Annotated in this window: 24 protein-coding genes and 7 pseudogenes; 23 read left to right on the plus strand and 8 right to left on the minus strand. The window is 68.3% G+C overall.

Features of this window, described 5'->3' with window-relative positions; genetic code table 11:
- Positions 1 to 194: 194 nt before the first annotated feature.
- Entirely contained in the window at positions 195 to 623 is a 429-nt protein-coding gene (locus HOY81_RS18350; RefSeq protein WP_237321572.1) for a transposase, read from the minus strand.
- A 259-nt stretch (positions 624 to 882) separates the two neighbouring features.
- Here HOY81_RS18350 and HOY81_RS18355 point away from each other — a divergent pair, with 259 nt between their 5' ends.
- The 5 genes and pseudogenes from HOY81_RS18355 (at position 883) to HOY81_RS18375 (ending at position 3,879) form a co-directional block, all read left to right on the plus strand.
- Positions 883 to 1,272: a hypothetical protein gene (locus tag HOY81_RS18355; protein WP_237321536.1), complete on the plus strand. Its 390-nt coding sequence runs from the start codon at positions 883 to 885 to the stop codon at positions 1,270 to 1,272.
- 390 nt (positions 1,273 to 1,662) lie between these two features.
- Positions 1,663 to 2,103 carry an SMI1/KNR4 family protein gene (locus tag HOY81_RS18360; RefSeq protein WP_237321537.1) on the plus strand — a complete coding sequence of 147 codons (441 nt, stop codon included), beginning with the start codon at positions 1,663 to 1,665 and terminating at the stop codon, positions 2,101 to 2,103.
- A 372-nt stretch (positions 2,104 to 2,475) separates the two neighbouring features.
- Positions 2,476 to 3,254, plus strand: a pseudogene (locus HOY81_RS18365) (polymorphic toxin-type HINT domain-containing protein); the annotation flags it as partial.
- A gap of 27 nt (positions 3,255 to 3,281) precedes the next feature.
- Positions 3,282 to 3,497 (plus strand): hypothetical protein, encoded by a 216-nt coding sequence (locus HOY81_RS18370; protein ID WP_237321538.1) that lies wholly within the window; start codon positions 3,282 to 3,284, stop codon positions 3,495 to 3,497.
- A 124-nt stretch (positions 3,498 to 3,621) separates the two neighbouring features.
- The gene (locus HOY81_RS18375; RefSeq protein ID WP_237321539.1) at positions 3,622 to 3,879 is read left to right on the plus strand and encodes a MafI family immunity protein; all 258 of its coding nucleotides are present in this window, start codon (positions 3,622 to 3,624) and stop codon (positions 3,877 to 3,879) included.
- A 564-nt stretch (positions 3,880 to 4,443) separates the two neighbouring features.
- Here the strand turns inward: HOY81_RS18375 and HOY81_RS18380 are convergent.
- Positions 4,444 to 4,752, minus strand: a pseudogene (locus HOY81_RS18380) (transposase family protein); the annotation flags it as partial.
- 198 nt (positions 4,753 to 4,950) lie between these two features.
- Here HOY81_RS18380 and HOY81_RS18385 point away from each other — a divergent pair.
- The 4 genes and pseudogenes from HOY81_RS18385 to HOY81_RS18400 all read left to right on the plus strand — a co-directional run bounded on the left by HOY81_RS18385 (position 4,951) and on the right by HOY81_RS18400 (position 7,756).
- Positions 4,951 to 5,334 carry a hypothetical protein gene (locus HOY81_RS18385; RefSeq protein ID WP_237321540.1) on the plus strand — a complete coding sequence of 128 codons (384 nt, stop codon included), beginning with the start codon at positions 4,951 to 4,953 and terminating at the stop codon, positions 5,332 to 5,334.
- 220 nt (positions 5,335 to 5,554) lie between these two features.
- On the plus strand, positions 5,555 to 5,983 hold the full coding sequence (locus HOY81_RS18390; RefSeq protein ID WP_237321541.1) for an SMI1/KNR4 family protein: 429 nt from the start codon (positions 5,555 to 5,557) through the stop codon (positions 5,981 to 5,983).
- Between the two features lie 157 nt (positions 5,984 to 6,140).
- A pseudogene (locus HOY81_RS18395) lies at positions 6,141 to 6,911 on the plus strand (sugar-binding protein); the annotation flags it as partial.
- 377 nt (positions 6,912 to 7,288) lie between these two features.
- A complete protein-coding gene (locus HOY81_RS18400) occupies positions 7,289 to 7,756 on the plus strand; it encodes a hypothetical protein (protein ID WP_237321542.1) in 468 nt (155 codons plus the stop codon).
- Between the two features lie 9 nt (positions 7,757 to 7,765).
- Here HOY81_RS18400 and HOY81_RS18405 read toward each other — a convergent pair.
- Positions 7,766 to 8,239, minus strand: a pseudogene (locus tag HOY81_RS18405) (IS5 family transposase); the annotation flags it as partial.
- A 9-nt stretch (positions 8,240 to 8,248) separates the two neighbouring features.
- Between HOY81_RS18405 and HOY81_RS18410 the strand changes: the two are divergent.
- Positions 8,249 to 8,959: pseudogene (locus HOY81_RS18410) on the plus strand (RHS repeat-associated core domain-containing protein); the annotation flags it as partial.
- Positions 8,960 to 9,016: 57 nt separating this feature from the next.
- On the opposite strand, the pseudogene HOY81_RS18415 reads toward HOY81_RS18410, so the two are convergent.
- A pseudogene (locus HOY81_RS18415) lies at positions 9,017 to 9,212 on the minus strand (IS701 family transposase); the annotation flags it as partial.
- 202 nt (positions 9,213 to 9,414) lie between these two features.
- Here HOY81_RS18415 and HOY81_RS18420 point away from each other — a divergent pair.
- From HOY81_RS18420 to HOY81_RS18430, 3 genes and pseudogenes are all read left to right on the plus strand, one after another.
- On the plus strand, positions 9,415 to 9,831 hold the full coding sequence (locus tag HOY81_RS18420) for a DUF5959 family protein (protein ID WP_237321543.1): 417 nt from the start codon (positions 9,415 to 9,417) through the stop codon (positions 9,829 to 9,831).
- Positions 9,832 to 10,198: 367 nt separating this feature from the next.
- A complete protein-coding gene (locus HOY81_RS18425) occupies positions 10,199 to 10,600 on the plus strand; it encodes a hypothetical protein (RefSeq protein ID WP_237321544.1) in 402 nt (133 codons plus the stop codon).
- A 21-nt stretch (positions 10,601 to 10,621) separates the two neighbouring features.
- Positions 10,622 to 10,723, plus strand: a pseudogene (locus tag HOY81_RS18430) (IS5/IS1182 family transposase); the annotation flags it as partial.
- 255 nt (positions 10,724 to 10,978) lie between these two features.
- On the opposite strand, the gene HOY81_RS18435 reads toward HOY81_RS18430, so the two are convergent.
- Positions 10,979 to 12,559 (minus strand): M48 family metalloprotease, encoded by a 1,581-nt coding sequence (locus tag HOY81_RS18435; protein WP_237321545.1) that lies wholly within the window; start codon positions 12,557 to 12,559, stop codon positions 10,979 to 10,981.
- Between the two features lie 324 nt (positions 12,560 to 12,883).
- On the opposite strand from HOY81_RS18435, the gene HOY81_RS18440 reads away from it, so the two are divergent.
- From HOY81_RS18440 to HOY81_RS18475, 8 genes are all read left to right on the plus strand, one after another.
- A complete protein-coding gene (locus HOY81_RS18440) occupies positions 12,884 to 13,753 on the plus strand; it encodes a helix-turn-helix transcriptional regulator (RefSeq protein ID WP_237321546.1) in 870 nt (289 codons plus the stop codon).
- Positions 13,750 to 13,953 carry a DUF397 domain-containing protein gene (locus HOY81_RS18445; RefSeq protein ID WP_237321547.1) on the plus strand — a complete coding sequence of 68 codons (204 nt, stop codon included), beginning with the start codon at positions 13,750 to 13,752 and terminating at the stop codon, positions 13,951 to 13,953. Before HOY81_RS18440 ends, HOY81_RS18445 begins: the two co-directional genes overlap by 4 nt.
- Positions 13,954 to 14,056: 103 nt before the next feature.
- Positions 14,057 to 15,028 carry a hypothetical protein gene (locus HOY81_RS18450; RefSeq protein WP_237321548.1) on the plus strand — a complete coding sequence of 324 codons (972 nt, stop codon included), beginning with the start codon at positions 14,057 to 14,059 and terminating at the stop codon, positions 15,026 to 15,028.
- 158 nt (positions 15,029 to 15,186) lie between these two features.
- Complete coding sequence (locus HOY81_RS18455; RefSeq protein WP_237321549.1) at positions 15,187 to 15,657, plus strand: NUDIX domain-containing protein; 471 nt, start codon at positions 15,187 to 15,189, stop codon at positions 15,655 to 15,657.
- A 115-nt stretch (positions 15,658 to 15,772) separates the two neighbouring features.
- Positions 15,773 to 16,159, plus strand: a complete 387-nt coding sequence (locus tag HOY81_RS18460; RefSeq protein WP_237321550.1) for a hypothetical protein — start codon at positions 15,773 to 15,775, stop codon at positions 16,157 to 16,159.
- Positions 16,160 to 16,351: 192 nt separating this feature from the next.
- A complete protein-coding gene (locus HOY81_RS18465; protein ID WP_237321551.1) occupies positions 16,352 to 16,900 on the plus strand; it encodes a hypothetical protein in 549 nt (182 codons plus the stop codon).
- The gene (locus HOY81_RS18470) at positions 16,900 to 17,265 is read left to right on the plus strand and encodes a hypothetical protein (protein ID WP_237321552.1); all 366 of its coding nucleotides are present in this window, start codon (positions 16,900 to 16,902) and stop codon (positions 17,263 to 17,265) included. Before HOY81_RS18465 ends, HOY81_RS18470 begins: the two co-directional genes overlap by 1 nt.
- Positions 17,266 to 17,307: 42 nt before the next feature.
- Positions 17,308 to 17,814: a DUF1648 domain-containing protein gene (locus HOY81_RS18475; RefSeq protein WP_237321553.1), complete on the plus strand. Its 507-nt coding sequence runs from the start codon at positions 17,308 to 17,310 to the stop codon at positions 17,812 to 17,814.
- Positions 17,815 to 17,859: 45 nt separating this feature from the next.
- On the opposite strand, the gene HOY81_RS18480 is transcribed toward HOY81_RS18475, so the two are convergent.
- The gene (locus HOY81_RS18480) at positions 17,860 to 18,690 is read right to left on the minus strand and encodes an alpha/beta fold hydrolase (RefSeq protein ID WP_237321554.1); all 831 of its coding nucleotides are present in this window, start codon (positions 18,688 to 18,690) and stop codon (positions 17,860 to 17,862) included.
- A gap of 506 nt (positions 18,691 to 19,196) precedes the next feature.
- Between HOY81_RS18480 and HOY81_RS18485 the strand changes: the two genes are divergently transcribed.
- Together HOY81_RS18485 and HOY81_RS18490 are read left to right on the plus strand one after the other, a co-directional pair.
- On the plus strand, positions 19,197 to 20,381 hold the full coding sequence (locus HOY81_RS18485) for an SMI1/KNR4 family protein (RefSeq protein ID WP_237321555.1): 1,185 nt from the start codon (positions 19,197 to 19,199) through the stop codon (positions 20,379 to 20,381).
- A 298-nt stretch (positions 20,382 to 20,679) separates the two neighbouring features.
- Positions 20,680 to 21,075, plus strand: coding sequence for a hypothetical protein (locus HOY81_RS18490; RefSeq protein ID WP_237321556.1), 396 nt, complete (start codon positions 20,680 to 20,682; stop codon positions 21,073 to 21,075).
- Between the two features lie 103 nt (positions 21,076 to 21,178).
- Here the strand turns inward: HOY81_RS18490 and HOY81_RS18495 are convergent, their stop codons facing one another.
- The gene (locus HOY81_RS18495) at positions 21,179 to 23,947 is read right to left on the minus strand and encodes a S8 family serine peptidase (RefSeq protein ID WP_237321557.1); all 2,769 of its coding nucleotides are present in this window, start codon (positions 23,945 to 23,947) and stop codon (positions 21,179 to 21,181) included.
- Positions 23,948 to 24,314: 367 nt separating this feature from the next.
- Complete coding sequence (locus HOY81_RS18500) at positions 24,315 to 24,893, minus strand: CGNR zinc finger domain-containing protein (protein ID WP_237321558.1); 579 nt, start codon at positions 24,891 to 24,893, stop codon at positions 24,315 to 24,317.
- Positions 24,894 to 25,007: the final 114 nt, after the last annotated feature.

The raw sequence follows: 25,007 nt of genomic DNA on the forward strand, positions 1-25,007 counted from the left end.
TGATCTTGGTCGTGAACCCGTCTACCAGGAGCTTCTTCACGTCCGGACACCGCCCCAGCCCAACTACCGCCCGGTCACCTCAGGTTGGAAAGGGCTCAGTTAGCGTCTTCCGTGCGCCCAGGAGAACAGGAGGTGACACCGTGATGTAGTGTCCTGAGTCGTTACTGAGGTTGAACTCGTGGAGTCGTCTTCGGTCAGCGGCTGATGACCAGGCCGGTCTCGGTGAGGCAGCCGTCGATGAGCCGGGGACGGTACTGGATGTGGCGTAAGCCGCGGCGGATGCGCTGGATGAGGTGCTCCGGGGTGGTGAAGGCGACGTTGGAGAGCCAGCCGCGCCGCAGCAGTGACCAGATCCCTTCGACAGGGTTGAGGTCGGGTGCGTAGGGCGGCAGGTAGTAGATGGTCAGCCAGTCCTGGGACGCGGCGAACTCTCGGAGCCCGGCGGCCTTGTGCACGTTCAGGTTGTCCCAGACGAGCACGATCGGCCCGCCGAGCTGCTGGTGGGCGGCGATCAGCAGATCGCGGTAGTCGCGCCAGGAGAAGCTCTTGCGCCCGTCCCGGCGATCGTCCTTGCGCGGCCGGTAGATCAGCCGCGAACGCTGGCCGGGCTTGTAGCAGGTCAGCGCCCCTGGCGGAACTGCTGACGTTCGGCGGTCAGCCCGCCTCCCTGTGGATACCGCATGCCATGGTCATAACGCCTGACCCGACACCCCGTCAGCCCCTACGACTCCACGAATTCAACCTCAGTAGCCGTTCTTAGTGGGGGAACCATCCTTGGAGGCCACCATCGCTGGGACGAACTCCAAAGGAGAATCCAGGACGGGCGTATCGACCCAGACACGCAAATCCGTACCGACGTTTTGGGTGAGGAATGATGCTCCGATGTCTGTGATCCGCGCGAATGACTGCGATTTCCGTGTGTGTCAGATCGACTTCGACACGCTACTCGGAATTCAACTGGAGGCGGAGGAGCGATGCTGGGCAACTCGGTGGACCTCGGTGGATGCACTCCGCAGCCAGGTCAAGGAAGGAAGCGTTGTCCTTCAGTCGCTGATGCGCGAAGAGAGAGGAGGAGTTGTGCGGGCATACCGATGCCTTCTCCTGTTCTCGGTCGTGAACGGCGGAGATGCTGGGGGAGTTGCTACGATCGACGTTGATCCGGCGACGTACGAATCGTTGGAGCGGCTTGATCGAGACCCCGACGTTCGGAATGCTTTGGCCCGAATGTTCTCCCTTGCTATGGGCGGAATTTCAATGGTCTCGAAGAAGTAGGGGTCTTGTCTGTTCTGCGACAGAAGTGTGGTAGCGGCGATTGGAACCAGACCGGGGCGCCCGCCGGTTGGAGTCGTGCACGAAGAGCGAGACGTTCGGAACGGCCGACACAATGCGGTGGATGCGTGCTCGAACGTGGAGTCGGGCGTTGTCCAGGCCGTGGGAGCTACGTCGTGGATCGTGTCGGATGACTTTTGGGCGCGGACCGAGCCCCCTGCTGCCGAAGAGGGAGCGGTGGCTTTTCGGTGTCCGGGCCGCGAGTCGGCACCAGCGAGTGGTGTTGCGGCCATGAGCTGGCCTCATGAGTGACCGATCGCTTTCGCCCGCATGGCTGGGCTCGTGGGCGAGTAGGGTCTCAGACGCCCTGGCGGCAATGGCAGGCGAGTTCGAGTGCCGGCACGGCTTTCCTCCGGTGCCAATGAGGTCCGACCGGCCGACCATGCCGACCGTGCCGCGAGTCGTAGGCTTGCACAGGCTGGCGTCGTCCCTGCTGACCTGGTCACCTTCTACGACAGCATTGGCGCGGTCACCTGGGCGGATGTCGGCAGCGGTTACTTCGTCGATGCGGCGGGTGATGCCCTTCTACGGTTCGAGCAGTACGGGGCTGTCGATGTGGGCGCGGGCGAGAAGGCTGGTGGCCTGGTGATCGGGTCGAACGGCGGCGGCTTGTCCTACGTTGCCGGCCCTGACGGAGTGATCCACCGGACGCGCACGGCGTCATGGGACGAGCCCGAGCTCGATCGGGTGGCTGGTGATCTGCGGCGGTTTCTCGAACTGATGGAGCGGTCTCTGACACGGTTCGCCGCCAACGGCGAGCCGGGATTCCTGTAGCAGGGGCCTCAGGGTGCGAGCCGTGCATCCCAGGATGTAGTCGCGGCATGCCATTGCACGACTGTGCTGTTCCTATTGAGCAAATTCCCGGAACTTGAGATGGTCCAGACGTGGTGCCCTTTTTGTTGCGGCTGTCTTCCTGAGCACGGTTGGCGCTCTGCTCTTTTTCGATCCGAAAAGAATAGGTAGGAGAACACCGGCCGTCCCTGCTTGGGCAGGGTTCGCGGGGTGGGTTGCGACGCCTACGATCTGAAGCGGTCAGTCGACGAAGGTGACGGCTGGGGCATCCTGGCAGGAGTCATCGGGTTCTTTCCCTTCGGTGATGTAGCCAAGCTGCCCAAGCAGGGACGCCGGATCGCGGGCGCGGCGAATGGCTGCACGAGGTGCTCCCTGGCCGGCACTGACGTACTCATGGCCGACGGCAGCACGAAGGACATAGAGGACGTCGAAGTCGGTGACAAGGTACTTGCTACCGACCCTGAGACAGGCGAGACCAAGGCACGCAAGGTCACGCGTCTGATCATCACTGAGGACGACAAGCACTTCAACAAGCTGTTCATCGCCACCGACAGTGGAATGGAAACGCTCACAGCAACGTACGAGCATCCCTTCTGGTCCCCGTCCGAAGACCGCTGGGTCGAGGCCGGCGACCTCAAGCCAGGCATGACCCTGCTCACGGACGACGGCGAGACCGTCATCGTGACCGCGCACAAGCCGTTCACGAAGCACGCCCGCACGTACAACCTCACCGTGAACGACCTGCACACGTACTATGTGCTGGCAGGCCAGACACAGCGGTCCTCGTTCACAACAGCAACTGCTCTCCATTCACCGACGGAGATATCTGGGATGGATCATTCGATGTTGGAGGGCAGACGGTTGAGGCCATGGCGACCGTCAGGGTGGCCGGAGACACCGTGCACCTGGACGGATTGATGGTCTTCCCGAAGGGTACCCAAGGGCTAAGCCGCGCCCCGATTGGGCCAGATGCAATCCGTCAGATGAAGCGCTCCGTCGCCAAGCAGGCGAGATCCCAGGGGTTTAGCACCGTCGTGCTGAACTATGAGCGGCATATCCCCAAACCGGACGGCAGCATCTACAAGCGCCCGGGGTCGATGACCTTGGACGTCGCAAAGATCCTAGGAGATTAGAGAGTGGACCGGTCTCGACTGGACAGGTTGGCATCGAGCATCGCGGGCCGAGGGCAAGTGGAGCGGGAACCGGTATTCCGGGAACTGCGGGAACTTGGTCTTTCGCCGATCGAAGCGATCTACGTAGCTTCTCGTGTGCTTGGCCTGTCTTTGCCTGAGGCGAAGACCGCGACCTATGCAAGCACTGCCTGGCGCGATCAGCAGGAGGATTGGCAGCGGCTTCAGTCTGGCCTTGAAGAGTGAAGAGGGACTGCTGCACGTATAGGTGACAGTCGGGTTTGATGCTGAGGGGGCTGCGAGGGTTGCGAAGTGCGGAGCACAAGCGTGCATGCCGTAGCTGGAAGGCTCCTGAAAGGTGGTTCACCTTGTGGAATCTGTCGAGTACGCCGCCACGATCGAAAAACTGCTCAAGGAATCTCCCGTCACTGCACCTTCGGTCACAGTCGACGTGCGCGACCTTCTGGCGGCGGGAGAGTTCGCACTGGCTTTCGACACTATGTGTTCATGGATTTACGAGGAAGAGTTGCCGATTAGCAAAGAGTATCATGAGCGGCTTGTCCGGCTGTCGGAAGAACTCGGGTCTCGCGATCTGATCAGGCGAATGAGTGAGCTGGTAACGGGATAACCGAGTGCGTCCCCAACACCACGAGGGTCGTGTCTTGATGGGCCGATGCGGTTCGGAGCGGAGCCGAGTCAGCTTTCCGGATCGGGGCAAGTACCACCTGCCGATGCATCCGCTAAGCTGAAAGCCGACCTGGCCAATCCCGACAAGGAGGCGTACACCCCGTACCGGCTCATAGTACTTAAGAGTGCCCCAGCCGGGCAGGTCAGCGTCTCTCCCGGCTCCCAACAACTCGGATGGCACCAGCGAGGGCGGTTACTACAGTATGACGTCAGTTCGGCGCGAGGTCGGTGACCTGATTGATGCGGGACCGCTTCCCTCGGAGGATGCTCCTGAACTAAGAATTGCCGAGGCTCAGCGACTTCTTGAAAGGATCTCAGCGCCGGTTTCAGACGATGAGGCGCAAGCGTTAACGGAGTGCTTTGGTCCGGACAACTGTTATGGGCTTTCATGGACTCTGCTGCACCTGATCGAAACGGCGCCAGATGCTCAGAACGCGAGGTACCCACGAAACGTGGAAAACCCGTGGGTTCAATTGCTCGGGTCTCGCGTTGAAGCCGCGCGATGAAGCGTGTCCTTGCGGTAGCGCTTGCGCGGCTGCAGGGCCAGCAGGGGGCCGAGGTGGTCGATGACGCGGTCAGCCGCCGACTTCGAGACTCCGAACAGCGGAGCCAGTTGGCGTAGTGTCAGGTTCGTGCGCCAGTAGGCGGAGACCAGCGGCACCCGGTCCTCCAGCGAAAGGGACCAGGGCCGGCCCTTGCGGACCGGGTGGGCGCCCTCACGCCGCAGCTCGGTCACCAGCTTGCCGAACTTCCGCGAGTTCACCGGTGAAGGGGCTATCCAGGTGGGTTCCGACGCCGTGACCACACCAGTCACCGCGTGATCATCTCATGCCTGACCAGCAGTTACGGGCAGCTCTTATGGCTCGCGCTCGCATATGCCTGACCTGGAAAGGTGGATCGTGGAGCGTTGGCCTGGTCCGTTCAATAAGGAACCGCATGCAGGAAATATGGATCTGGGGTTGTGATGTCGGCAAGTGATGGATCTGCGAATACGCCTCTTGATCCTCTTTCGGTGAAGTCGATCATCGGTGGAGGTTTTGAGGACAAGCAGTGGACTTCCGCACTTGACTCGCTGCATGGGTCACTGCAGGAACTCAGGGAAGGAGCTAACGTTCCGTTTAACCTGACGGTTACCTTTTTCATTCCAGGAGAAATCTATGGTCCGAAGTTCTCCGGGATCAGGATCGGATCATTCCTGGAGGATCATCGATCGCTGATTGTTCAGGTAGCACTACCGAGGCATCCTGAGAATGATGCGCGAGAAGAATTTCTAGACTTCCTTGACTCGGCCATCGTTAAGGCAGAGGGCTGGGGGAAGCGAAAGAAATTGCTTTCTGGTCCGCTGGAGGCAGCCAGGAGGACGACATCTCACCTTCGGGGGCACGATTCGACCTGATGGGGCGAACATGTGACGCTCGGCAGCGAGCAGTAGTAGACCAAGAGGCGCGCTTCTCGACCTTGTATATCGGGGCCGTGGGAGATATGCCTGGATTGTGTCGGACGACTTCTCGGCGCGGGTCGAGCCCGCTGCTGCCGAAGAGGGGGCGGTGGCTTTTCGGTGTCCGGGCCGCGAGCCGGCGCGGGGGAGTCAGGTGTTGCGGCCATGAGTTGGCCTCGTGAGTGATCGATTGCTTTTGCCTGCGTGGCTGGGCTCGTGGGTGAGCAGGGTCTCGGAAGCCCTGGCGGAAACGGCAGATGAGTTCGAGCGTCGGCACGGCTTTCCTCCGGGTGCCAATGAGGTCCGACCGGCCGACCAGGTCGGCCGGGCTGCGGCTCGTAGGCTTGCACAGGCTGGCGTCTTCTCTGCTGACCTGGTCACCTTCTACGCCAACATCGGCTCCGTCACCTGGGCGGATGTCGGCAGCGGTTACTTCGTCGATGCGGCGGATGATGCCCTTCTACGGTTCGAGCAGTACGGCGCCGTCGATGTGGGCGCGGGCGAGAAGGCTGGTGGCCTGGTCATCGGCTCGAACGGCGGCGGCTTGTCCTACGTCGCCCGGCCCCGACGGAGTGATCTACCGGACGCGCACGGCGTCACTGGATGACCCCGAGATCGATCCGGTGGCTGGTGATCTGCGGTAATTTCTCGAACTGCTGGAGCAATCTCTGACTCGGTTCGTAGCCGACGGCGAGCCGGGATGCCTGTAGCTGGGACCTCAGGGTGCGAGGCGTGCATCCCACGACGTAGTCGCGGCATGTCATGCGCGGGACGTGTCGAAGAAGATGAACGCCGATGACACCTCGGCGTATCTGTCGGCGACGAAGGAGTACAGCTACGACCCGGCCGACCGTCTGGCCGAGGTGGTCACCACCGGCACCGGTGCGGGGACGGAGACCTACGTCCACGACGCCAACGCCAACGTCATCTCCCAGACCATCGACGGCACGACGACGTACACCTACGACCGCAACCGGCTGCTGTCCGCCACCGCCGGCGGTTCGACGGCCTCCTACAACTACGATCCGTTCGGCCGCCTGAACTCCGTGACCAGTGGCGGGCAGGTCATCGAGTCGAAGACGTACGACGGCTTCGACCACGTGGTGGAGCACACCAAGCTCACCGACACCGGCGAGTCGAAGACCACCACCTACACCTTCGACCCGCTGGACCGCACCGCCTCCAAGACCACCGGCAGCAAGACCACCGACTTCAACTACCTCGGCCTGTCCGGCCAGGTCCTGGGCGAAGAGGTGGCCGGGGAGCTGACCAAGTCCTACCAGTACAGCCCGTGGGGCCAGCGCCTGTCCCAGGTCACGCACAACAGCGACGGCACGTCCGAGGACGCCTACTACGGCTACAACTCCCACACCGACGTCGAGACCCTGACCGGTGAAACGGGTGACACGAAGGCGACCTACGGCTACACCGCCTACGGCTCAGCCGACGAGGACCACTTCACCGGCATCGACAAGCCCGACCCGGGCAATCCGGACAAGGAGGCGTACAACGCCTACCGGTTCAACTCCAAGCGCTTGTGCACAATTCGAACGGCCTTTGCGGAAAGACAGCCCTAGAAACGGGGGACTGGCAGCATATTCTGGACCGCCATCGGCCCGGCGGTGCGTTGGTCGACGACGAGGCTGGCATCCTCATTGGCAAGGAGAAGAAGGTCCGTCAGAGGATTATTGACACCATCAACCGCGGAACCCCCAAGGCGAACACGGCGGACCCGGTCACTGGCGCGCCGCGGCCTGGCCAGGTTTATGAGTGGGACTTCGGTGCCACGGTCGGCAAGGCTGGCCCGGCACAAGGGGGCGGAGACTTGACCAGAATACGTGTGGTCGTGAATGATGGAAAAGTAGTGACCGCGTTCCCATTCTAGCTGAAAGGCTTACCATAAGGAGAAACGATGATTCATCTTTCCTTCTCTCTCCCGGTGCCAGGTTCTCCCTGGCGGAGAACCTGGGAGGCAGCCAAACAGGGCGACCCTGCGGGTCTGGCAGAGATTGATCTCCGCTACAAGTACTTCGGCGTCAATGTCGAAATGGTTGTAGACGGCGTGGAAGTGATTTCAAAGACAAGGTTTGTAACGCTTGTGGATCTCGCTCTTTCGCTCTCCCACGCGAAGAAGTGCATCTCATCGGGAGCAGATGCGACATTCGGTTTCACAGAGAGCGAAGAGGTTATCCATCTGCGTCGGGAAGGCGAGCTCATCGCCATGAGCTCGTCGAAACGCCCCTGGCGGGTTACTGTCGAGCGTGGTGAGCTCGCGAGTGCGCTCTCCAGCTTCCTCCGACAGGCGCATTCGTGTCTGACTGCAGAGATCCCTGAGTTGGCGGACAATCTGGTGGTTCGGCAGATCGTGCACTCGGACTGAGACCGTGTCCTACGTGGTGAGGCGGGCGACTCGTTTGTAGCAGCAGAGGGCGGCGGCGAGGCCGAGGAAGGCCAGGTAGTTGCGGGGATGACGCTCGTAGCGGTGGTTGAGCCGGCGGTAGCCGGTCAGCCATGACATCGTGCGTTCGATCACCCATATTCGACGTCCAAGGCGTTCGCTGGACTCGATGCCCTTACGGGCGATGCGGACGCCGATGCGTCTTCCGCGGAGCCATTTCCGCAGGTGAGGGACGTCGTAGGCTTTGTCGCCATGGAGGCGGCGGGGTTTGAAGTGACGGCCGCGGTGCGGGTCGTGTCTCGTGTGGAGGCCAGCGACCATGGGCTCCAACGCCTCGCTGTCGTGGACGTTGGCGGCGGAGACGCCGACGACGAGGGGCAGGCCCTTCGCGTCCGACAGGACGTGCATCTTGGAACCCGGCTTGCCTCGGTCCACGGGGCTCGGCCCTGTGTGTTCGCCCCCTTTTTAGCTGGCTACGACCCGTTCGGCCGCCTGAACTCCGTGACCAGTGGCGGTCAGGTCATCGAATCGAAGACGTACGACGGCTTCGACCACGTGGTGGAGCACACCAAGCTCACCGACACCGGCGAGTCGAAGACCACCACCTACACCTACGACCCGCTGGACCGCACCGCCTCCAAGACCACCGGCAGCAAGACCACCGACTTCAACTACCTCGGCCTCTCCGGCCAGGTCCTGGGCGAAGAGGTCGCCGGTGAGCTGACCAAGTCCTACCAGTACAGCCCGTGGGGCCAGCGCCTGTCGCAGGTCACCCACAACAGCGACGGCACGTCCGAGGACGCCTACTACGGCTACAACTCTCACACCGACGTCGAGACCCTGACCGGTGACACCGGCGATACCAAGGCGACCTACGGCTACACCGCCTACGGCTCGGCCGACGAGGACCACTTCACCGGCATCGACAAGCCCGACCCCGCCAACCCGGACAAGGAGGCGTACAACGCCTACCGGTTCAACTCCAAGCGCTGGGACGCCGCATCCGGCACCTACGACATGGGCTTCCGGAACTACGACCCGGGCCTGAACCGCTTCACCACCCGCGACATGTACACCGGCGCCCTCGCCGACATGTCCCTGGGCATGGACCCCTTTACCGGCAACCGTTACGCCTTCACCGCCGGCAACCCTGTCTCCTTCATCGAACTCGACGGGCACCGTCCGGCGGCCTGTGAAGAAGACGGCTACGACTGCACCCCCAACAGTGCCTTAGTCGCGCAGATCGTCACGAACGGCGTCAGCGTCCCACTTGACCCGCTCCAGCAGGAGCTGCATGCCGTCCGGCGTGGTCTCGTCCGCCCGCTCCGCGATTGTCCAACAGGTCTTACGCGGCAGCGGAGCCAGCAAACCACGGACGAACTTGCCCACAAGAGTTCAGGAGTTCGGAACGGGCAAACCGTCCAGCTATGCGCTGCATCAGCCCCTCGAAGTCGTCGTCTCAACGCGAAGGGTCTACGCTGTGAATGCGGCTACCGCCTGATCTTCTGTCTTCACACACTGGCGATCATCGGCGGCCGCACCCGTCTCCGCAACAGGTCCCCACCAGCAAGAACCACATCTACGGCTGGAGTACTAGGGTCCCATCTCCGTATGGAACTCGATCGAGGGAAGGAGCATGAATGGACGAGGCGTCGGTCGACCTGATCCGGCTGGAGGGCGAGGGTAACAGCGTGATCCTTCGGCTCACTGATAGGGAGCGCCACGGGGCGAGTGACGTACTGGTCGGGCAGGTGCTAGTCGATACACCATTCGTAAGAGGAAGTCTCAAGATTTGGGTATTCTCCAACGAACTACCGCAATGGCAGGAGGCATTGGATGCGCTCGACGCCGGGGACAATATCGGTTGGCGTGAAGAGAAGCGCGGACCTGAGTTGTTTATTGACCGTGACGTCGAGAACGAGCGGGCTCGGGTCACCATCAGGGATACTGCGATGTCACTGACGACAGTGACCGTGACGGTCCCGCTAGTCGATGAATGGTTCGACGATGCGTATCGCCGCTTGAATCTGACATGGGAGACATTTGATCTGAAATAGACCTTGAGAGGCCGAGGTATCCCGAGATTGATGCGCGAGCGGAAGTGCGTACGCGCACGGCGTCACTGGACGAATGCGAGCTCGATCCGGTGGCTGGTGATCTGCGGCAGTTTCTCGAACTGCTGGAGGAGTCCCTGACACGGTTCGTCGGCACCGGCGAGCCGGGATGCCTGTAGTCGGGGCCTCAGCTCGTCCTGATGCGTTATCCGCTGTCATACACGAATAATGTGGTGCCCCGGGGGCGCGCTACGGTGGGTAGCGAGCGGTTGGGTGTCGCAGGTGGGGTGTGCTGATGCGGTGGACAGCGCGCCGGTGAGGAAGGCTTCTGAAATTGAGTGAGCTCATCTGGGAAGGTGCTGTTTCGCCCGTGGGAGCACTCGTCTCGATTCGTGACATGGGTACGGACGACTACCCGACCATGGAGACGGGAGGCGAAGAGACCGTCGCCCTCCCCGGGCATGTGTATGTTTCCACGCAGTCTGACTCCGATGGAGCCGTCCGTGTGCAGGTACGCAGGGGCGAGGTCGATCTCCGGGAGGTAAGGACCGTGTATGAAGGTCGTTTGCAGTCCTCTTCGGGAGTCCTGTCCATTACCGCGCCAGGGGCAGAAGACGAGCGCACGATCGTGCTGCCGAGACCCGGTGACTGGCATGTCGAAATCGCGGTGGGCGGGCACCCGCGTCCCGACTCCGTGGCCATCTTCTTCGATGAAGAGCAGTGGCAGGACAAGGGGAACGCCGAACCGGCGGGCGGCCTTACTCTGAGCTGACTGCGGTGTGGGGCCGGGTGCCTCAAGACCTGGCGACTCGTGCGCAAGCTGCGATGCTCCACCACCCGCATCACCAGCCTCGTCCAAGCCGTCCTCACCCTGCACCTGACCTGCTCAAACTGAGGTTGGCAAACGCTCACTCGTAGGGGCAGGCGTTCTACGCGCCTCTGCGGTACGGGCCAAGGGCACCCGGGGCCGTGGCTGGGGTGCCGGCGGCCGCACGGCGGCAGGCCCGGGCGAGGTTATCCGGAAGGGGCTTACCTGGTCGGCGTCACGCGCGTCCGGTCGACGTCACGTTCCTCCCCACCGGCGCCTCGGGCCCAGGGCCCCGGGTCCGCCGTCGTGACGACGGGAGGGCCCGGGGCGTGCTCGGTGGGTTCAGTAGCGAGGTGCGAGCAGGTGGCGGAGGGGCCGGGTGTCGGGGGTGTCGGCGACGGCGGCGTCCAGGGCGGTGTCGAGGGCGGCTTCGTAGCCCTCCGGCAGCCGCAGGGTGGCGGCCTCGGTCCAGGACAACTCCCAGCGTGCCTGTCCGTGCGCCTCCAGGTGGCCGACGGTCAGCGCTTGCAGCGCGCCGCGTACCTGGTCGCGGACGCCGTCCCGGTGCTCGTGGGCGCTGGACGCGTCGGTGTCGTCGGAGGAGGCGAGCCGGTGCAGCAGCCCGGCGTCCAGGGCGTCGAGGACCTTCGGCAGCGAGCCGTCGCCGCCATGCAGGTCACGGGCCGCCTGGGCCAGCGGTTCGGCGGAGGCCGCCGCGTACCGGGTGAGCGAGGTGTGCACCAGTGCCGGCCAGTCCGCGGCCCGTTCCAGCTTCCGGGCCTCCGGCGTCAGCGCCACGTCCTCCAGCTCCGCCAGCGAGCGGCCGGCGTCGGTGAGCAGAGCGAGGGCGGGGCGGGCGCCGTCGTGGGAGCGGCCGTCCTCCGGGAGCTGTTCGATGCGGGCGACGCGGTCGGCGATGGGCGGGTGGGTGTCGTACGGGGACGGGTCCTCCTCGGGCACGCCGCGCCGCAGCTCGTCCAGTTCGGCGCTACGGGCGGCCAGCAGATGCCGCAGGCCGCCGAAGACCTCGCCGCGGGGCGGGAGCAGCCCGGCACGGGCGCCGAGGGTGGCGTAGGAGTCCATGTAGAAGCCGAAGGCGGAGCTGAGGAGGGGGATCTCCCGCAGGGCGGAGGCCGTCGCGTCACGGCCGGCGATACGGGCGGCGGCCAGGTCCGCCGCGTACTCCTGGCGCCGCATGGTGCCGCGGGTGGCGCGCAGGTAGAGGTGGCCGTAGCCCTTGAACGGCAGCGCGGCGAGGCGGTACGTGAGCCCGGCCGCTCCGGCGTCGACCTCGCGGGCCTTCTTGCCCTTGGCGACCCGCGCGGCCTGCTTCTTCTCCTGCTTGGCCTCCTCCGCGGAGCGCTTCTTGTTCGAGCGTTCCTGGAGCGCGGCGACCGTGCGCACGACCTGCGTCCAGCCGCGCCGGGTGATGGCGGAGAGCCGGGTGTCGTGGTTGCTGTAGTGGCCGAACTCGTGTGCCAGGACGGAGGTGAGCTGTGCCTCGTCGAGCCCGGTCAGCAGGGGCAGGCCCACGAGCAGGCGCCGCTTGCCGGGGCGGAGCCCGAGCAGGCGGGACTCCTCGGAGACCGCCGCGTTGACCTCCGGGACGAGGTAGATCTCGTCGGGGGCCCGGGTCCCGGTCTGTTCGGCGAGGGAGCGGACGAGCGCCCACAGCGCCGGTTCCTGGTCCTCGGTGACGCGGATGCCGTCGGGCTCCTCGTCCTCCGGCGGGCGGAGCGCGAACATGCCCTTGACGATGGGGATCGCGACGAGCGCGGAGATCACCCAGATCTTCAGGGCGGCGCTGCCGTGCCCGGCGACGGCCCAGTCGAGTGCGGCGAGGCCGCCCAGCAGGGCGAAGCCGAGGAGATAGAAACCGGCGAGAAGGACGAGCGCGCGTACGGCGCGCAGAGTGGCTCCCATGGGTGGGTGACGCTCCCCGAAGCAGAGTGGAACAGCAGTGCGATGTGGGGGGACGGCGGAGTATGCACCACGGGCCGCAGGGGCACCAAACGCCTGCGCAGAGCGGTACGAGCCGCGCCAACCGGTGGTAACCGGCCATCTGGTGCGCTGCCGGGGGCGGTCCTCTGTGCGGCAGGCGGAGAGCAGGGGCCGCGGGTGCGCGCGGGTGCTCCAGGTTGACCGCTCGTACGCTGGGTGAGCGTACGGGTGCACAGGGTGGCGGCACGGGGTGGTCGGTCGCAACGATAGGGAGCTGCTTACCAGTACGGGTGAAGGGTGACCGGCATGACGGACGGCAGCGGCGGGGCGGGAACGGCGCACCACGGGACGTACCAGGTGTGCGGGCGGCCGGAACGCTCGGAGAGCCTCCAGACCTTCGGGGAGGTCGTGAAGGCGTTCCGGAAGCGGGCACGGCTGACGCAGGAGGAACTCGCGCCGCTGGTGCAGTACTCGCCGGAGACCGTGGGTTCCATCGAGCAGGGCCGTCGCTTTCCGCCGGCCGACTTCGTGGAGCGGGCGGAGGAGGTGCTGGACGCCTTCGGCGCGCTGCGGGGCGCGGCGCGGCATCTGTCGCGGCGGCCGGGACTGGCGCACTGGTTCCGCCAGTGGGCGCAGTTGGAGGCGGAGGCGCGCACCCTGTACACGTACGAGTGCCGCCTGATCCCCGGGTTGTTGCAGACGGACGCGTACGCGCGGACGCTGTTCACGAACCAGTTGCCGCCGCTGGGTGACGAGCAGATCGAAGCGCAGATGGCGGTACGGCTGGACCGGCGGCGGCTGCTGTACGAGCACCCGAACACCGCGTACGGCTTCATCGTTGAGGAGCATCTCTTCCGGCGAGGTATGGGCGGGGAAGAAGTGACCCGGGAACTCATCGACCAAGTGCTGGAGGTCGTCCAGCGGAGGAACATCGAGTTCCAGATCATGCCGTTGGTGCGGGAGAGCCACGCCGGGCTGGACGGCCCCATGCAGCTCGTGGAGACTCCGGATCATCAGTGGCTGGCCTACTGCGAGGGGCAGGAGAGCGGGCAGCTCATCACTGACCGGAAAGTGGTCAGCATGCTCAAGATGCGCTATGCGAGGATGCGTTCGCAGGCTCTCTCCCTGGAAGACTCCGTGAGCCTACTGCGTCAGATGCGAGGAGCAGCGTCATGAGCAGCGTGGAACGCGACTGGTTCAAGAGCAGCTACAGCGGTGGCTCGGGCGACAGTTGTGTCGAGGTCGCCGCGTCCCCGGGGGTCGTGCATGTCCGGGACTCGAAGGTGGACGGCGGTCCGGAGCTCGGGGTCGGAGCTCTGGCCTGGGCTTCTTTCGTGGAGCACGCGGCGCGGGACGCGCAGACGGGTGTACGTTAGGTAGCGACGCGCTTCGTCTCCGTAACGACGAAGCGGCCCTCAGCAGGTGCTGCAACACCGGCCAAGGGCCTACACCGACGAGTGGACAGGACCTCCACTGACGATGCCCGACCAGGTTAACGCGCCTGCGCGCGCGCCCTTCCTCCAGACACCCGAGGCGCTGATCGACGCGGCCGGGCTCACGGACGCCGCACTGCGGCTGCTGCAAGCCCTGGTGAAGCTCCCGCCGCGCAACGCGCGGAACAGCGACGCGGTCGCCCGTACGCTCCGCATGGGCAAGGACAAGCTCAACGCCGCCCGCAAGTGCCTGCGCGCCGAAGGCCACTGGCACGCCCGGAAGCGGCAGAACGTCCGCGGGGAGATCCGCGACCAGCGACTCGCCTCCCTCGTACCGCTGCGCACGCCCGAGGAGGTCGCCGCCGGGTGGGCGGCGGCCGAGGAGGCCGCGCGGCTGGGCAAGGACACCGCCGCGTCGCGGCGGTGGGGTGTACGGCTGGTCAACGCCGCCGACTGGGTCCGGGAACCGGCCGCCGGGTCGGCCGCCCCACGGACCGACCGGCGACGACCCCCCGAGGGGGACCAGACGGAGGAGAACCACACCCCCCTCCCCGTCCCCGCGCCCGCCCCTGCCCGGCAGCCGCGGACCGGTCCTGAGCTGCCGCCGCTGGAGGGGCCGCTCGCGGTGTACGCCGAGCGTGCGGAGGCCGTACTGCTGCGGCTCCGCCGCACCGCCCCGCAGCTCGCGCTGCCCGCCGCCGACGCCCGGGAGCTGGCCCAGATCGCCGGGCACTACCTGCTGCGGGGCGAGGGGCCGGAGACCATCCGCGCCGTCGTCGCGCAGGGGTTGCCCCCGGAGGGCGTACGGGCGCCTGCGGGGTTCGTACGCGGCCGGTTGCTGCGCTACCTTCCGCCGCCGCCCGCGTGGCCCCGGGGCGCCGTAGGGACTGCGGAGGAGCCGCAGGCGCCGCCCGGGGCGCCGCGCCCCGGCGGGCCGGTCGCGGTCCTCCGCGAGGGCGCCGGCTGGCGCGCGGCGCTGCGTGCGGCCCGTGCCGAGGGTGGCCCCGAGGGGTGCTGACCCGGTGCCGTGGCGTGGGCGGCCTCAACTCGCTGCCGCTGAGCGTGTCGTGGGCCCTTCGGACGGCGGAGCAGGCTGCCCGCGTGAGAGACTCCCGCACCGGCCGGTGAGCGGTCGCGGTGCCGGTGCGAGGTTTCGGCGTCCGGGAGGGATACGGCGTGAAGCGACTGGTCGCGCGCCTGTGGCGGGGTCTGCGCGGCCCGGTGCAGTGGCGGCTGCTGTGGCTGAGTCAGGCGAAGTTCATGGTCGGGGTGACCGGGGTCGTCCGTGACGACGCGGGCCGCTTCCTCCTGCTGCGCCACCGGCTGTGGCCGGAGGGCCGGCAGTGGGGCCTGCCGACGGGCTGTGCGCGCAAGGGCGAGGAGTTCGGGGAGACCGTCACCCGTGAGGTGCGGGAGGAGACCGGGCTGGAGGTGACGGTCGGCCCGCTCGTGCGTCTCCGGAGCGGCTACCGGTTGCGGGTCGAGGTGGCCTACGAAGCCGTGCTGGCCGGTGGTGAGCTGTCGATCGACCCGCTGGAGATCCTGGAGGCACGCTGGTGCTTCCCGGACGCCCTGCCGGAGGGCGTGCAGGAGTCGCACCGCGAGCTGATCCGGCTGGCTCTGACGGACGGGCGGCCCCTCGGGTAGCCGTTGTGGGTGTGCTTCGTGCCTGTCCTCGCCGGTGGGCGTCGCCCGCCAGGCTCTCCGGTACGGAGTTCTGCGAGGGCGCAACGATCAGCGTTGGCTCTGAGGTGAACTGGGAATGGGCGAGCAAGAGCGGCACACGTTGACCGACGTTGAGGAAGCGTTCCTGGTCAACGCGTATGAGGCCGACATTCTGCCCGGTGTCCGGGGAGATGTTGACGACGACCGGTGCCGGTCGATCTGCGAGCTTGCGTGGACGCTGCTCGCTCTCGTGGATCGTGGATGGATCGAGGTCCGTCGGCTTGAGCCGTGGACTTCTCCCTCAGGTGAGAGTGGCTATCAGCCCGGCGCGGTGGTACCTCGCGAGCTGCTTCCGGCGGTTCTCGGTGACGCCGGCGCCTGGGAGTACCCCGACGGCGACTGCTGGGTCGGCGCACTGACCCTGGTACCCACCGAAGCCGGGAGGAAGGTCACACACAGGTCCGCGGAGGAGGAGGCCGAGTAGGCCGCCGGGGAGCGCGAGGCCGGTGACGCCCTTGGTGCGCTCCGCTGCCGCGTGCGGTCTGCCGGCGGTTGTGGCTCACTCGTCCCTCCCCGGCTGCGGGTGCCCGGACCTCGCATGGTTTCATCGCTCGCTCGGCTCCCGTGGACGCCATGGGCGACCGAGGGAGGTGCGGGCGACGAACGGAGGGACCGGATGGGCGTCGAAGGCGTCGTCGACGGGGCGGTCGTCGGGGCGGTGGCGGTGGCGCTGGTGGCGTTTCGCAGGACGGCGGAGTGCCCCGTCCCCGGGCCGGGAAGACGCGGGCCGTCGCCCGAGGCGGCGCTGGCCCTGGTGACGGGGCTGATCTTCCTGAACCAGGTGCTGTTCACGGTGTACGTACTCCGGGTGCACGACGGCGACCCGTCGTTCATCGCGCGCCACCTGCCGCCCGGCTGGTTCGAGCCGGCCGACGGCGCCGGTCCGCTGCGGTGGCTCGCGGACCACTTCCCCGCGCCGGAGCTGCTCGCGCCCAGCGTCCTGCGGGTGCAGGCGTTCCTGGAGCTGCCGTTCGTGCTGCTGGCGTTCCTGAGCGTGCTGCGCTGGCTCGACCCGGGGCTGTACGGGCGCGTACTGCGGGCGCCGGTGCTGCTGTGGTCGGCGTCCGTGGCGTACACGTGGGTGTTCTGCGTGGTCGAGTGGGACCTGCGGAACCCGTACACGGAGGACGACTTGGTCGTGCCGCGGGCGCGGCGCTGCTGCTGATGGCGGTCGCCGCCGGGCGGGGCCTGCGGGACGCGGCGGCCGGGGCCCGGCAGGCCGGTGAGCCGTTCCGGCCCGTCGGCCTCGGTGCGCGGCTCGGCGCCGCGGTGGTGGCCGGGGCGGCGGTGGCGTACGCCGTCACGCGGGCGCTCACGGCGCCGTACTACGAGCAGACGCTGCTCGCCGCCGGTGCGGCGTTCCTCGTCGTCGCCCTCGCCGTCTGTGCGGCCGGTGACGCCCTGCCGGCCCGGGGCGGTCCGGGCGGGGTGCGGCGGTCCGGCGCGGGGGTGCGTCGAGCGGCGACGGACCCGGGCCGGGGCGAGGACGGTGCGGCGTCCGGGCAGGCGTCCGGCCGGGCGAGGTCCTGAACCCCCTTTCCCCTTCCGCCGTCGCGTCGGACGATCGGTGCCATGGTGTTCTCTCCGCCGTACCGCCTGTGGTTGCTCGCCGACGTCGCGCTGCTCGTCACGCTGACCGTCTGGGGCGTGGTCCGTTACCCCCGTCTGCCGGACCGCATCCCGGAGCACATCGGCATCGACGGCGTGGACGCGTGGACGGACCGGTCGATCGGCAGCGCGTTCGTGCTGGTGTTCCTCTACGCGGGGGTGACGGTGCTGATGATCCTCTGCACGGAGATGACGCTGCGGATCACCCCGCGGGACGAACTGCCGCCCGGGAAGGTGGCTTCCTCCCTGGTCAACCGCCCCGGCAGCCGCGCCTCGGCGCGCCGTACGGCACGTGCCCTGCTGGTGCTCAACACCTGCATCGGCCTCTCCTTCCTCGTCGGCTGCGGGGTGCTGTGGCGTTCCGCGCCGGAACCGGAGGTGCCGGTATGGGTGTTCGTGGCCATGCTCGTGCCGATCCTCGCCGGTACTGCCGTGACGGTGGCGGCGGCCCTACGGGACCGGAAGCGGTGAGCGGTGCTCAGCGCGCGGCGCCTACATGCTCGCGGGGAGTGGGCTCTACGCCTCCGTGAACGCCAGGAGGTCGGGGTTGAGCGTCTCCGGGTGTGTGGAGAGCATGCCGTGAGGCAGGCCCTCGTAGCTCTTGAGCGTCGCGTTCTTCAGGATCTCGGCCGACAGCGGTGCCGAGTTCGCGTACGGCACGATCTGGTCGTCGGTGCCGTGGGCCACGAGAACGGGGACGTCGATCTGTGCGAGATCCTGGTGGAAGTCGGTTTCGGAGAACGCCTTGATGCACTCGTAGTGGGCGTTGGCGGCGCCCATCATGCCCTGGCGCCACCAGTTGTCGATCAGCCCTTGTGAGACGTCCGCGCCGGGCCGGTTGAAGCCGTAGAAGGGACCGGACGGCACGTCGCGGTAGAACTGCGCGCGGTTCGCGGCGAGGGAGGCGCGGAACTCGTCGAAGACCTCGATCGGCAGGCCGCCGGGGTTGTCGGCCGACTGGACCATGACCGGCGGCACCGCACTGACGAGCACCGCCTTTCCGACCCGTCCCGGCTTGGCGCGTGCGACATAGTGCGCCACCTCGCCGCCGCCGGTCGAATGCCCGATGTGGACGGCCCCTTGCAGGTCGAGGGCGTCGGTCAGTGCCGCCACGTCGGCGGCGTAGGTGTCCATCTCGTGGCCGGCCGTGGTCTGGGAGGAGCGCCCGTGGCCGCGGCGGTCGTGGGCGATCACCCGGTAGCCGCGGGAGAGGAAGAACAGCATCTGGTTGTCCCAGTCGTCGGCGCTCAGCGGCCAGCCGTGGTGGAAGACGACCGGCCGGGCGTCGCGCGGCCCCCAGTCCTTGTAGTAGATGCTCGCGCCGTCATGGGTGGTGACCGTGCTCATCGCTCTGCTTCCTCCGCGTGGTTCGCTGTAGCGGCCTGGGCGCGCGGCGCTCTCTCGGCCACAGCACAAAGGAGTTGAGTCGGGGAACGGAGCCGCAGTTCCCGCGGCCCGGACCTCCGGTGCACTGACCGGTGGCTCTGTTCCTCGTCAGCCACGCTACGCGCGTGTCCGGAATGCCGCATCTGCGGGCCATCTGCACAACAGAGGGTTCGCCGGGCGTCACCAGCCGGGAGGGTGCGGGGACGTGTCGGGCGTCTCCGCCGGCGGGCACCCGGCCCCGGAGATGCCGGAGAGAAGGCCGGAATGCCCGGGGTGTCCGGTGGCTTGATTTCCCTCGTGCAGGTGATCGAAAATGCGCCGCGCACGCGCAGCACCGGACCCGCCCGGGAGGCGCGCGTCGCCGCACGTCCCGGAGGCTCCGCCAGGCCGCGGCGGCCGTCATGCCCCGGGGCCGCCGGCGACGTACGGACGCACCGCAGCGGCCCGGAACAGACCCCTGGAGCCCCATGGACCTCACCCGCCTGACCGCTCTGCTGGGACTGCCCCGCCCCGGCGACCGCCCCGTCGCCGTGGACTGGAGCCGGGTGGAGTCGTGGCTCGGCCTGACGCTGCCCGGGGACTACAAGGCCCTGTTCTCCGGCCACGGCCCGCTGGACATCGGTGAGTTCGTCTGGCTCCACGGGCCCTGTGTGCAGGAGGCGCGGTTCGACTACACGCGGTGGCTGCGCGAGACCCACCGTTCCTGCCGTATCGCCTCGCGTGAGGCGCCGCCGTACGAGCCGCCCGCCCTGCACCCCGAGACGGGCGGGCTGCTGGCCTGGGGCGAGACGCGCGCGGAGAGCGTGCTCTTCTGGGACACCGGAGCCAACGACGATCCGGACCGCTGGCCCGTCGTGCTCCACGACCCGGACAGTGCGCGCGCGGGCCGGAACCCCTGGCAGCGCTACGACCACACCCTGACGGAGACCCTGGCCGCGCTGCTCACCTCCGGCCTGGAACTGCCCGGCGGCGGCCGGCTGGGCCCTCTGCCCGCCACCGCCCGGCGCACGGCGTTCCTGCCCGAACCCGCCCCGTGGGCCCCGCCGGAGACGGAGCCGGAAGCGGTCCGGGCGGAGCGGCGCGCGGCGCTCACCGAGGGGACGGACCTGGCGGCGCTGACCCGGCTGGTGCCGCCGCCCGCGTCGCCGTACCTCGGCACCGGCCGGACCTGGGACGAGCTGTACGAGGCGCTGGGCACCCGGCTGCCCGCCGAGTACGTGGCACTGATGGAGCGGTACGGCGCCGGCTGCTGGGCGGAGTGGCTGCGCTTCTTCGAGCCCCTGGGAGCGGGTGACGCCGGGCTGGTCGAGGAGGTGGAGTGGCGGCTCGACACCTACCGCGAGCTGCGGGCCGAGTTCCCGGAGTTCAACCCGCTGGCCACATGGCCCGAGCCGGGCGGCTTCCTGCCCTTCGCGGACTCCATCGACGGCGACCAGCTCGGCTGGCTGACCGAGGGCGACCCGGAGCGCTGGCAGCTGATCGTGCACCCGCGCCACGCGGACCAGGGGCCGCCGCTGTCCGGAGGGCTGGTGGACACGCTCCTGGAGTGGTCACGGGGGCGCCTGCGCGCCGAGGGCCTGCCCGGGCTGGACGCCGCGGACGATCCGCTGGACTTCGTCCGGTTCCAGCCGTGGGGCGACAGCGAAGGCTGACGGGCGGTACGGGCGCACCGGGGCGGGCCGGCGGCGGCGGGAAGGCCGGCAGCGGCCGCCCGGCCAGGCGGCGACGCCGTGTGGTGTCCCGGCCCGTTCCGCAGTTCCCGCTGACCGCCCCGGAGCGGCGGACGCTTCGGCTCGAGGTTCCTTCCCGTGAGGCGTGATGAACGCGGGGCGCCCGGCGCTCTGTGAGCGGGGGCTCGACGGCTCCCCCAGAGCGCCGGCGACCGAAGGGGAGGGATTCCGGGTGGGGACCAGCACGACCAGCACCGGTAGCACGCCCACAGCCGAAGGGATGAGAGGGCACGCGGCGGAGTTCGCGGAGCGGTTGGTCGCCCGCAGCGGGCTGCCGCTGGACTTCTCGGCCGGCAGCCTGCGGGTGGTGGACAGGATCGTGGACGGTTTGCGGCGCGGCGGCACGACGGACCGGGGCCGTGCCGCCGGCACGCTCTTCGGGCTGGGCGCATACGTGGGCGAGGTGCTGGTGCGGCGGTGCGGGGCGGTCTGGATCGACCTGGACCCCGGTCAGCGGGAGCTCTTCGGCCAGCCGGTGGGCGTGCGGATGCCCGACGGGCGTGTCTGGAACCCCCTGGGCAAGGTGGTGAACCGGTTCACCCTCGGGCCGGAGGAGTCCGCGCACACCTTCTTCCTCACGCTGCACGGGAGAGCGAGACCGGAGGCGGCCGCCTGAGAGCGCGGGGCGGGCCGCCGGGCCGGCCCGGCCGTACGGCGCCCCGTGCCCGCCGCGTCCCCCGCAGCACAGCACTGCGGGGGACGCCTCCGTAAGGGGCCGGTCAGAGCGCGTTCTGCCCGACGTCGAGCCGGTCGATCCAGCCGCCGAGGGATTCCCAGCCGGACCAGCCGTTGCTGGGTGCGGTCTGCCACGTGTGCCACAGGGCCTGGTCGGCGCCGCGGGCGAAGATCTCCAGCCTGCCGTCGTTGTTCTGGCTGACGTCGAGCCGGTCGATCCAGCCGCCGAGGGACTCCCATCCGGACCAGCCGTTGTTCGGTGCGGTCTGCCACTTGTGCCAGACGGCCTGGTCGGCGCCGCGGGCGAAGATCTCCAGGCGTCCGTCGGCGTTGCGCGCGACCGTGAGCATGTCGATCCAGCCGCCCAGGGACTCCCATCCCGACCAGCCGTCGCTGGGTGCGGTCTGCCACCGGTGCCACACGGCACCGTCGGCCCCGCGGGCGAAAACCTCCATCCGCCCGTCGGCGTTGCGGGCCGTGGTGAGCCGGTCGATCCAGCCGCCGAGGGACTCCCATCCCGACCAGCCGCCGCCGGGCGCCATCTGCCACTTGTGCCAGACGGCCTGGTCGGCGCCGCGGGCGAACACCTCGAGGCGGCCGTCCGCGTTGTGGTCGACGCTGATCATGTCGATCCAGCCGCCGAGGGATTCCCAGGTGGACCAGCCGTTGCTGGGTGCGGTCTGCCACTTGTGCCACAGGGCCTGGTCGGCGCCGCGGGCGAAGATCTCCAGCCTGCCGTCGTTGTTCTCGCTGACGTACAGGTCGTCGATCCAGCCGCCGAGGGACTCCCAGCCTGACCAGCCGTTGTTGCGCGCGATCTGCCACTTGTGCCAGACGGCCTGGTCGGCGCCCCGGGCGAAGACCTCCAGGCGCCCGTCGGCATTGCGGCCGTGGGTGACCATGTCGACCCAGCCGCCCATGGACTCCCACCCCGACCAGCCGTTGCTGAGGGCGGTCTGCCACTTGTGCCATACCGCCTGGTCCCCGCCGCGGGCGAAGACCTCCATACGGCCGACCGCGCTCTGGGAGGCCTCCCGCACGGCTGCGCCGGCGTTGAGGAAGGTGCCGACGACCTTGTCCGGGTCCGGGTCCGGGGAGACCGGAGTCCCCGTGGTGCGGAGGAGCCGGTGCACGTCGGCGTGGGTGAGGGCGGGATTCGACGCCAGCATCAACGCCGCCGCACCGGCGACCTTCGGCGTCGCCCCCGACGTACCGCCGAAGCCGTTACGGTATGCCGCATCGGAGCCGCTGTCGCAGGTCAGGTCGTGCGAGCTGTCACCGGGGGCGCAGACGACGATGCGGGAGCCGTAGTTGCTGAACCAGGCCCGCCGGTTGACCGAGGCGTCGTACGCCGTGGCGCCGACGAGGATCGAACCGGTCTCCGGTATCCGCGAGCCGTCGTCGGCCAGCGAGGCGTCCCGGTCGCCGTTGCCCGCCGCCACGCACACGACCACGCCGTCGGCGATCGCCGTCCTGATGGCCGCGTTGACCGACGGCACCTGTTCGTAGTTGCCGAAGGCGCCCGTCTGGACCTCGAGGATCACGACCTTGCGCCGGCCGCCGCTGTCGGTGGTGCGCACCCACTCGATGCCGCGCGCCCAGGCGTTGCCGCCGAGGCCCGGGCTGGTGCCCGAATCCGCCTGGACCGCCCACAGCGCGGAGTCGTATGCGATGCCGGCCATGCCGAGGCTGTTGGTCGAGGCGCCGCTCAGCCCCGTGACCGCGGTGCCGTGGCTGACAGAGCGGCCGTGGGTGACGTCGGCGGTGCCGTCGAAGGAGTTGAACGTGCGGGCGATGTTGGGCGCGAGGTCCTGGTGGGAGGTGCGGTAACCCCAGTCGACGTCGGCGACCACCACGCCGCGGCCGGTGGAGCGACTCCATGCCTGGTCGACCCCGCAGCGGAAGACGTACCACTGGTTCTCCAGACCCGTGGTCGTGTCCACGACCACGGTGCCGCTCTTCCCCACCAGCGGCTCCGTCAGCGGACCCGCCGGGGCGAGCGCTTCCGGGGCGGCGGTGACCGTCGGCGGCAGCGCCGTGGGGACGGCGACGGCCCGCTGGACCTCGGGCAGCGCGTCCAGGCGCTGCGCGATCGCGACGGTGTCGGAGTCGTCGGCGAAGTGCAGGGTGAGGAACCGCGCCAGATGCGGGGTCTCGTGGCCCCGCGCGGCCGCGTCCGCCTGGACAGCGGTGGCCTTCTCCGGCGTGATCTCGAACGTCCGTTCTGCGGAGACGAGGTTGTTGGCCTCCAGGATGCTGTTGAAGTCGGTGAGCGGCCCCTCCGTGAGGCTGTGCACCTCGGCGGGGGCGCCCTCGCCGCGCTCGGTGACCGCCGGGGTGACACCCTCGCGGAACTCGACCTCCACGACACCGGGCTCGTAGGACGGGCCGTGCGGGGAGATGCCCTCCGGGCCGCCGAAGCGGGGAAGCGGGGCGTGGCCGCCGCCTCCCGGCGCCGCCGATGGGCCGCCCGCGGGGGGTGTGCCGCTCCGCCGTGCCCCTTCGGCGGGCTCCTGCCGGCCGGACATGGCCTCGGCCGGCGTGGGCATCGCCGCGCCGGAGGGAGCGGGCATGCCCGGTGTCGGCATCCCCTCCTGCCCGCCGGAGGCGGCCGCCGGATTCATGCCGGGCGCCTGCATGCCTCCGGCCTCAGGACGCGCGGAGGCCGCCTTGCCACCGGGGACCGGCATCTCACCGGCCTTCCCGGTGGGCGTGCCGGACGTCGAGGGGACGGGCATGCCGGAGGACCCGGCCGCGGGCTCGTGCTTCCGGTTTCCGGTGTCGGATCGCTTGCCGTGATGTGCCATGGTCATCTCCGAGAGATGAGCGGAGTTCTTCCCTGGGAAGGGCAGACCCGCTCGAGAGCAGGGGGGAGTCGATGGCTTGCACAGGGTGCCGGATTCAGCTCCCGGAGTGGTCACGGGAACCGGGTGCCGGTGCTGGGCACCTCACGATGCACGGATCAGCACATGAGCGACGTGCTGATCCGCACATGAATCGACCGTACCGCCGTTCGGGCGTTTCCGCGCGCTCAGGAAATGCGATCCCGGAAGGACGTGCGGTCCCGGCGGAGTCTGCCGCGCGACGACCGAAGCCACCGGATCCGTCCAGCTCAGGACCAACCCCTCGCCGGGCCCACCAGGGCGGCTGACCGACGGCGTTGGTCCTGAGCCCCGTCCGCTAGGCCCCGTCCGGCGTCGTACGGCGAGCAGTGTGACGCCGGGCCTTCGCCCGGTTACCGCAGACCTGCATGGAGCACCAGCGGCGGCTGTGATTCCGGGAGGTGTCCCAGAACACCTCGCCGCACCCCTGGTTCGCGCACCGCTTCAACCGCTGCGCCTGACCGGTCAGCGCAAGTTCGGCCCACGCCGCGGCCAGCCTGGCCATGGCGTGCGGCACCGGGGCGAGGTCGGGGGAAGGACCGAGGGCCGACTGCGGTGCACCCGTGGCCGGAAGCGCGGCCCGGGGTGTCAGGGTGACCAGTACCGGGAGGCGCGCCAGTACGGCGTCGCCCAGTGCGAGCCGGTGCGGTGACGGTGGGCGGGCGCCGTCGCTCAGCGCCTCGCGTATGCCGGTGCGCAGATCCCGCGCGGCCTGCACATCCGCATCGGTCACCCGCGGCGCCTGCCGCACCAGCCCCGTGCGGGTCAGCCAGCGAGCCAGTCCCTCGGCGCCGGCCAGTTCGTCCCGCCCGCTCTCCAGATCGACCGTGTTCGCGAAGCCGGCGATCAGCTCGGCCGCTTCCGGCTGTCCGGACATGCTCCCTCCTCACGAGCAGGATGGTTAACCAGTCAAACTCTGTGTCTGGTTAACCGCAGTCTACAGGCGCGGTGAGGTGTGCGCTGCTATGCTAACCACCCAAATCGATTAGGG

The organism is Streptomyces sp. JJ36, assembly GCF_021696945.1.
Classification (GTDB): domain Bacteria; phylum Actinomycetota; class Actinomycetes; order Streptomycetales; family Streptomycetaceae; genus Streptomyces.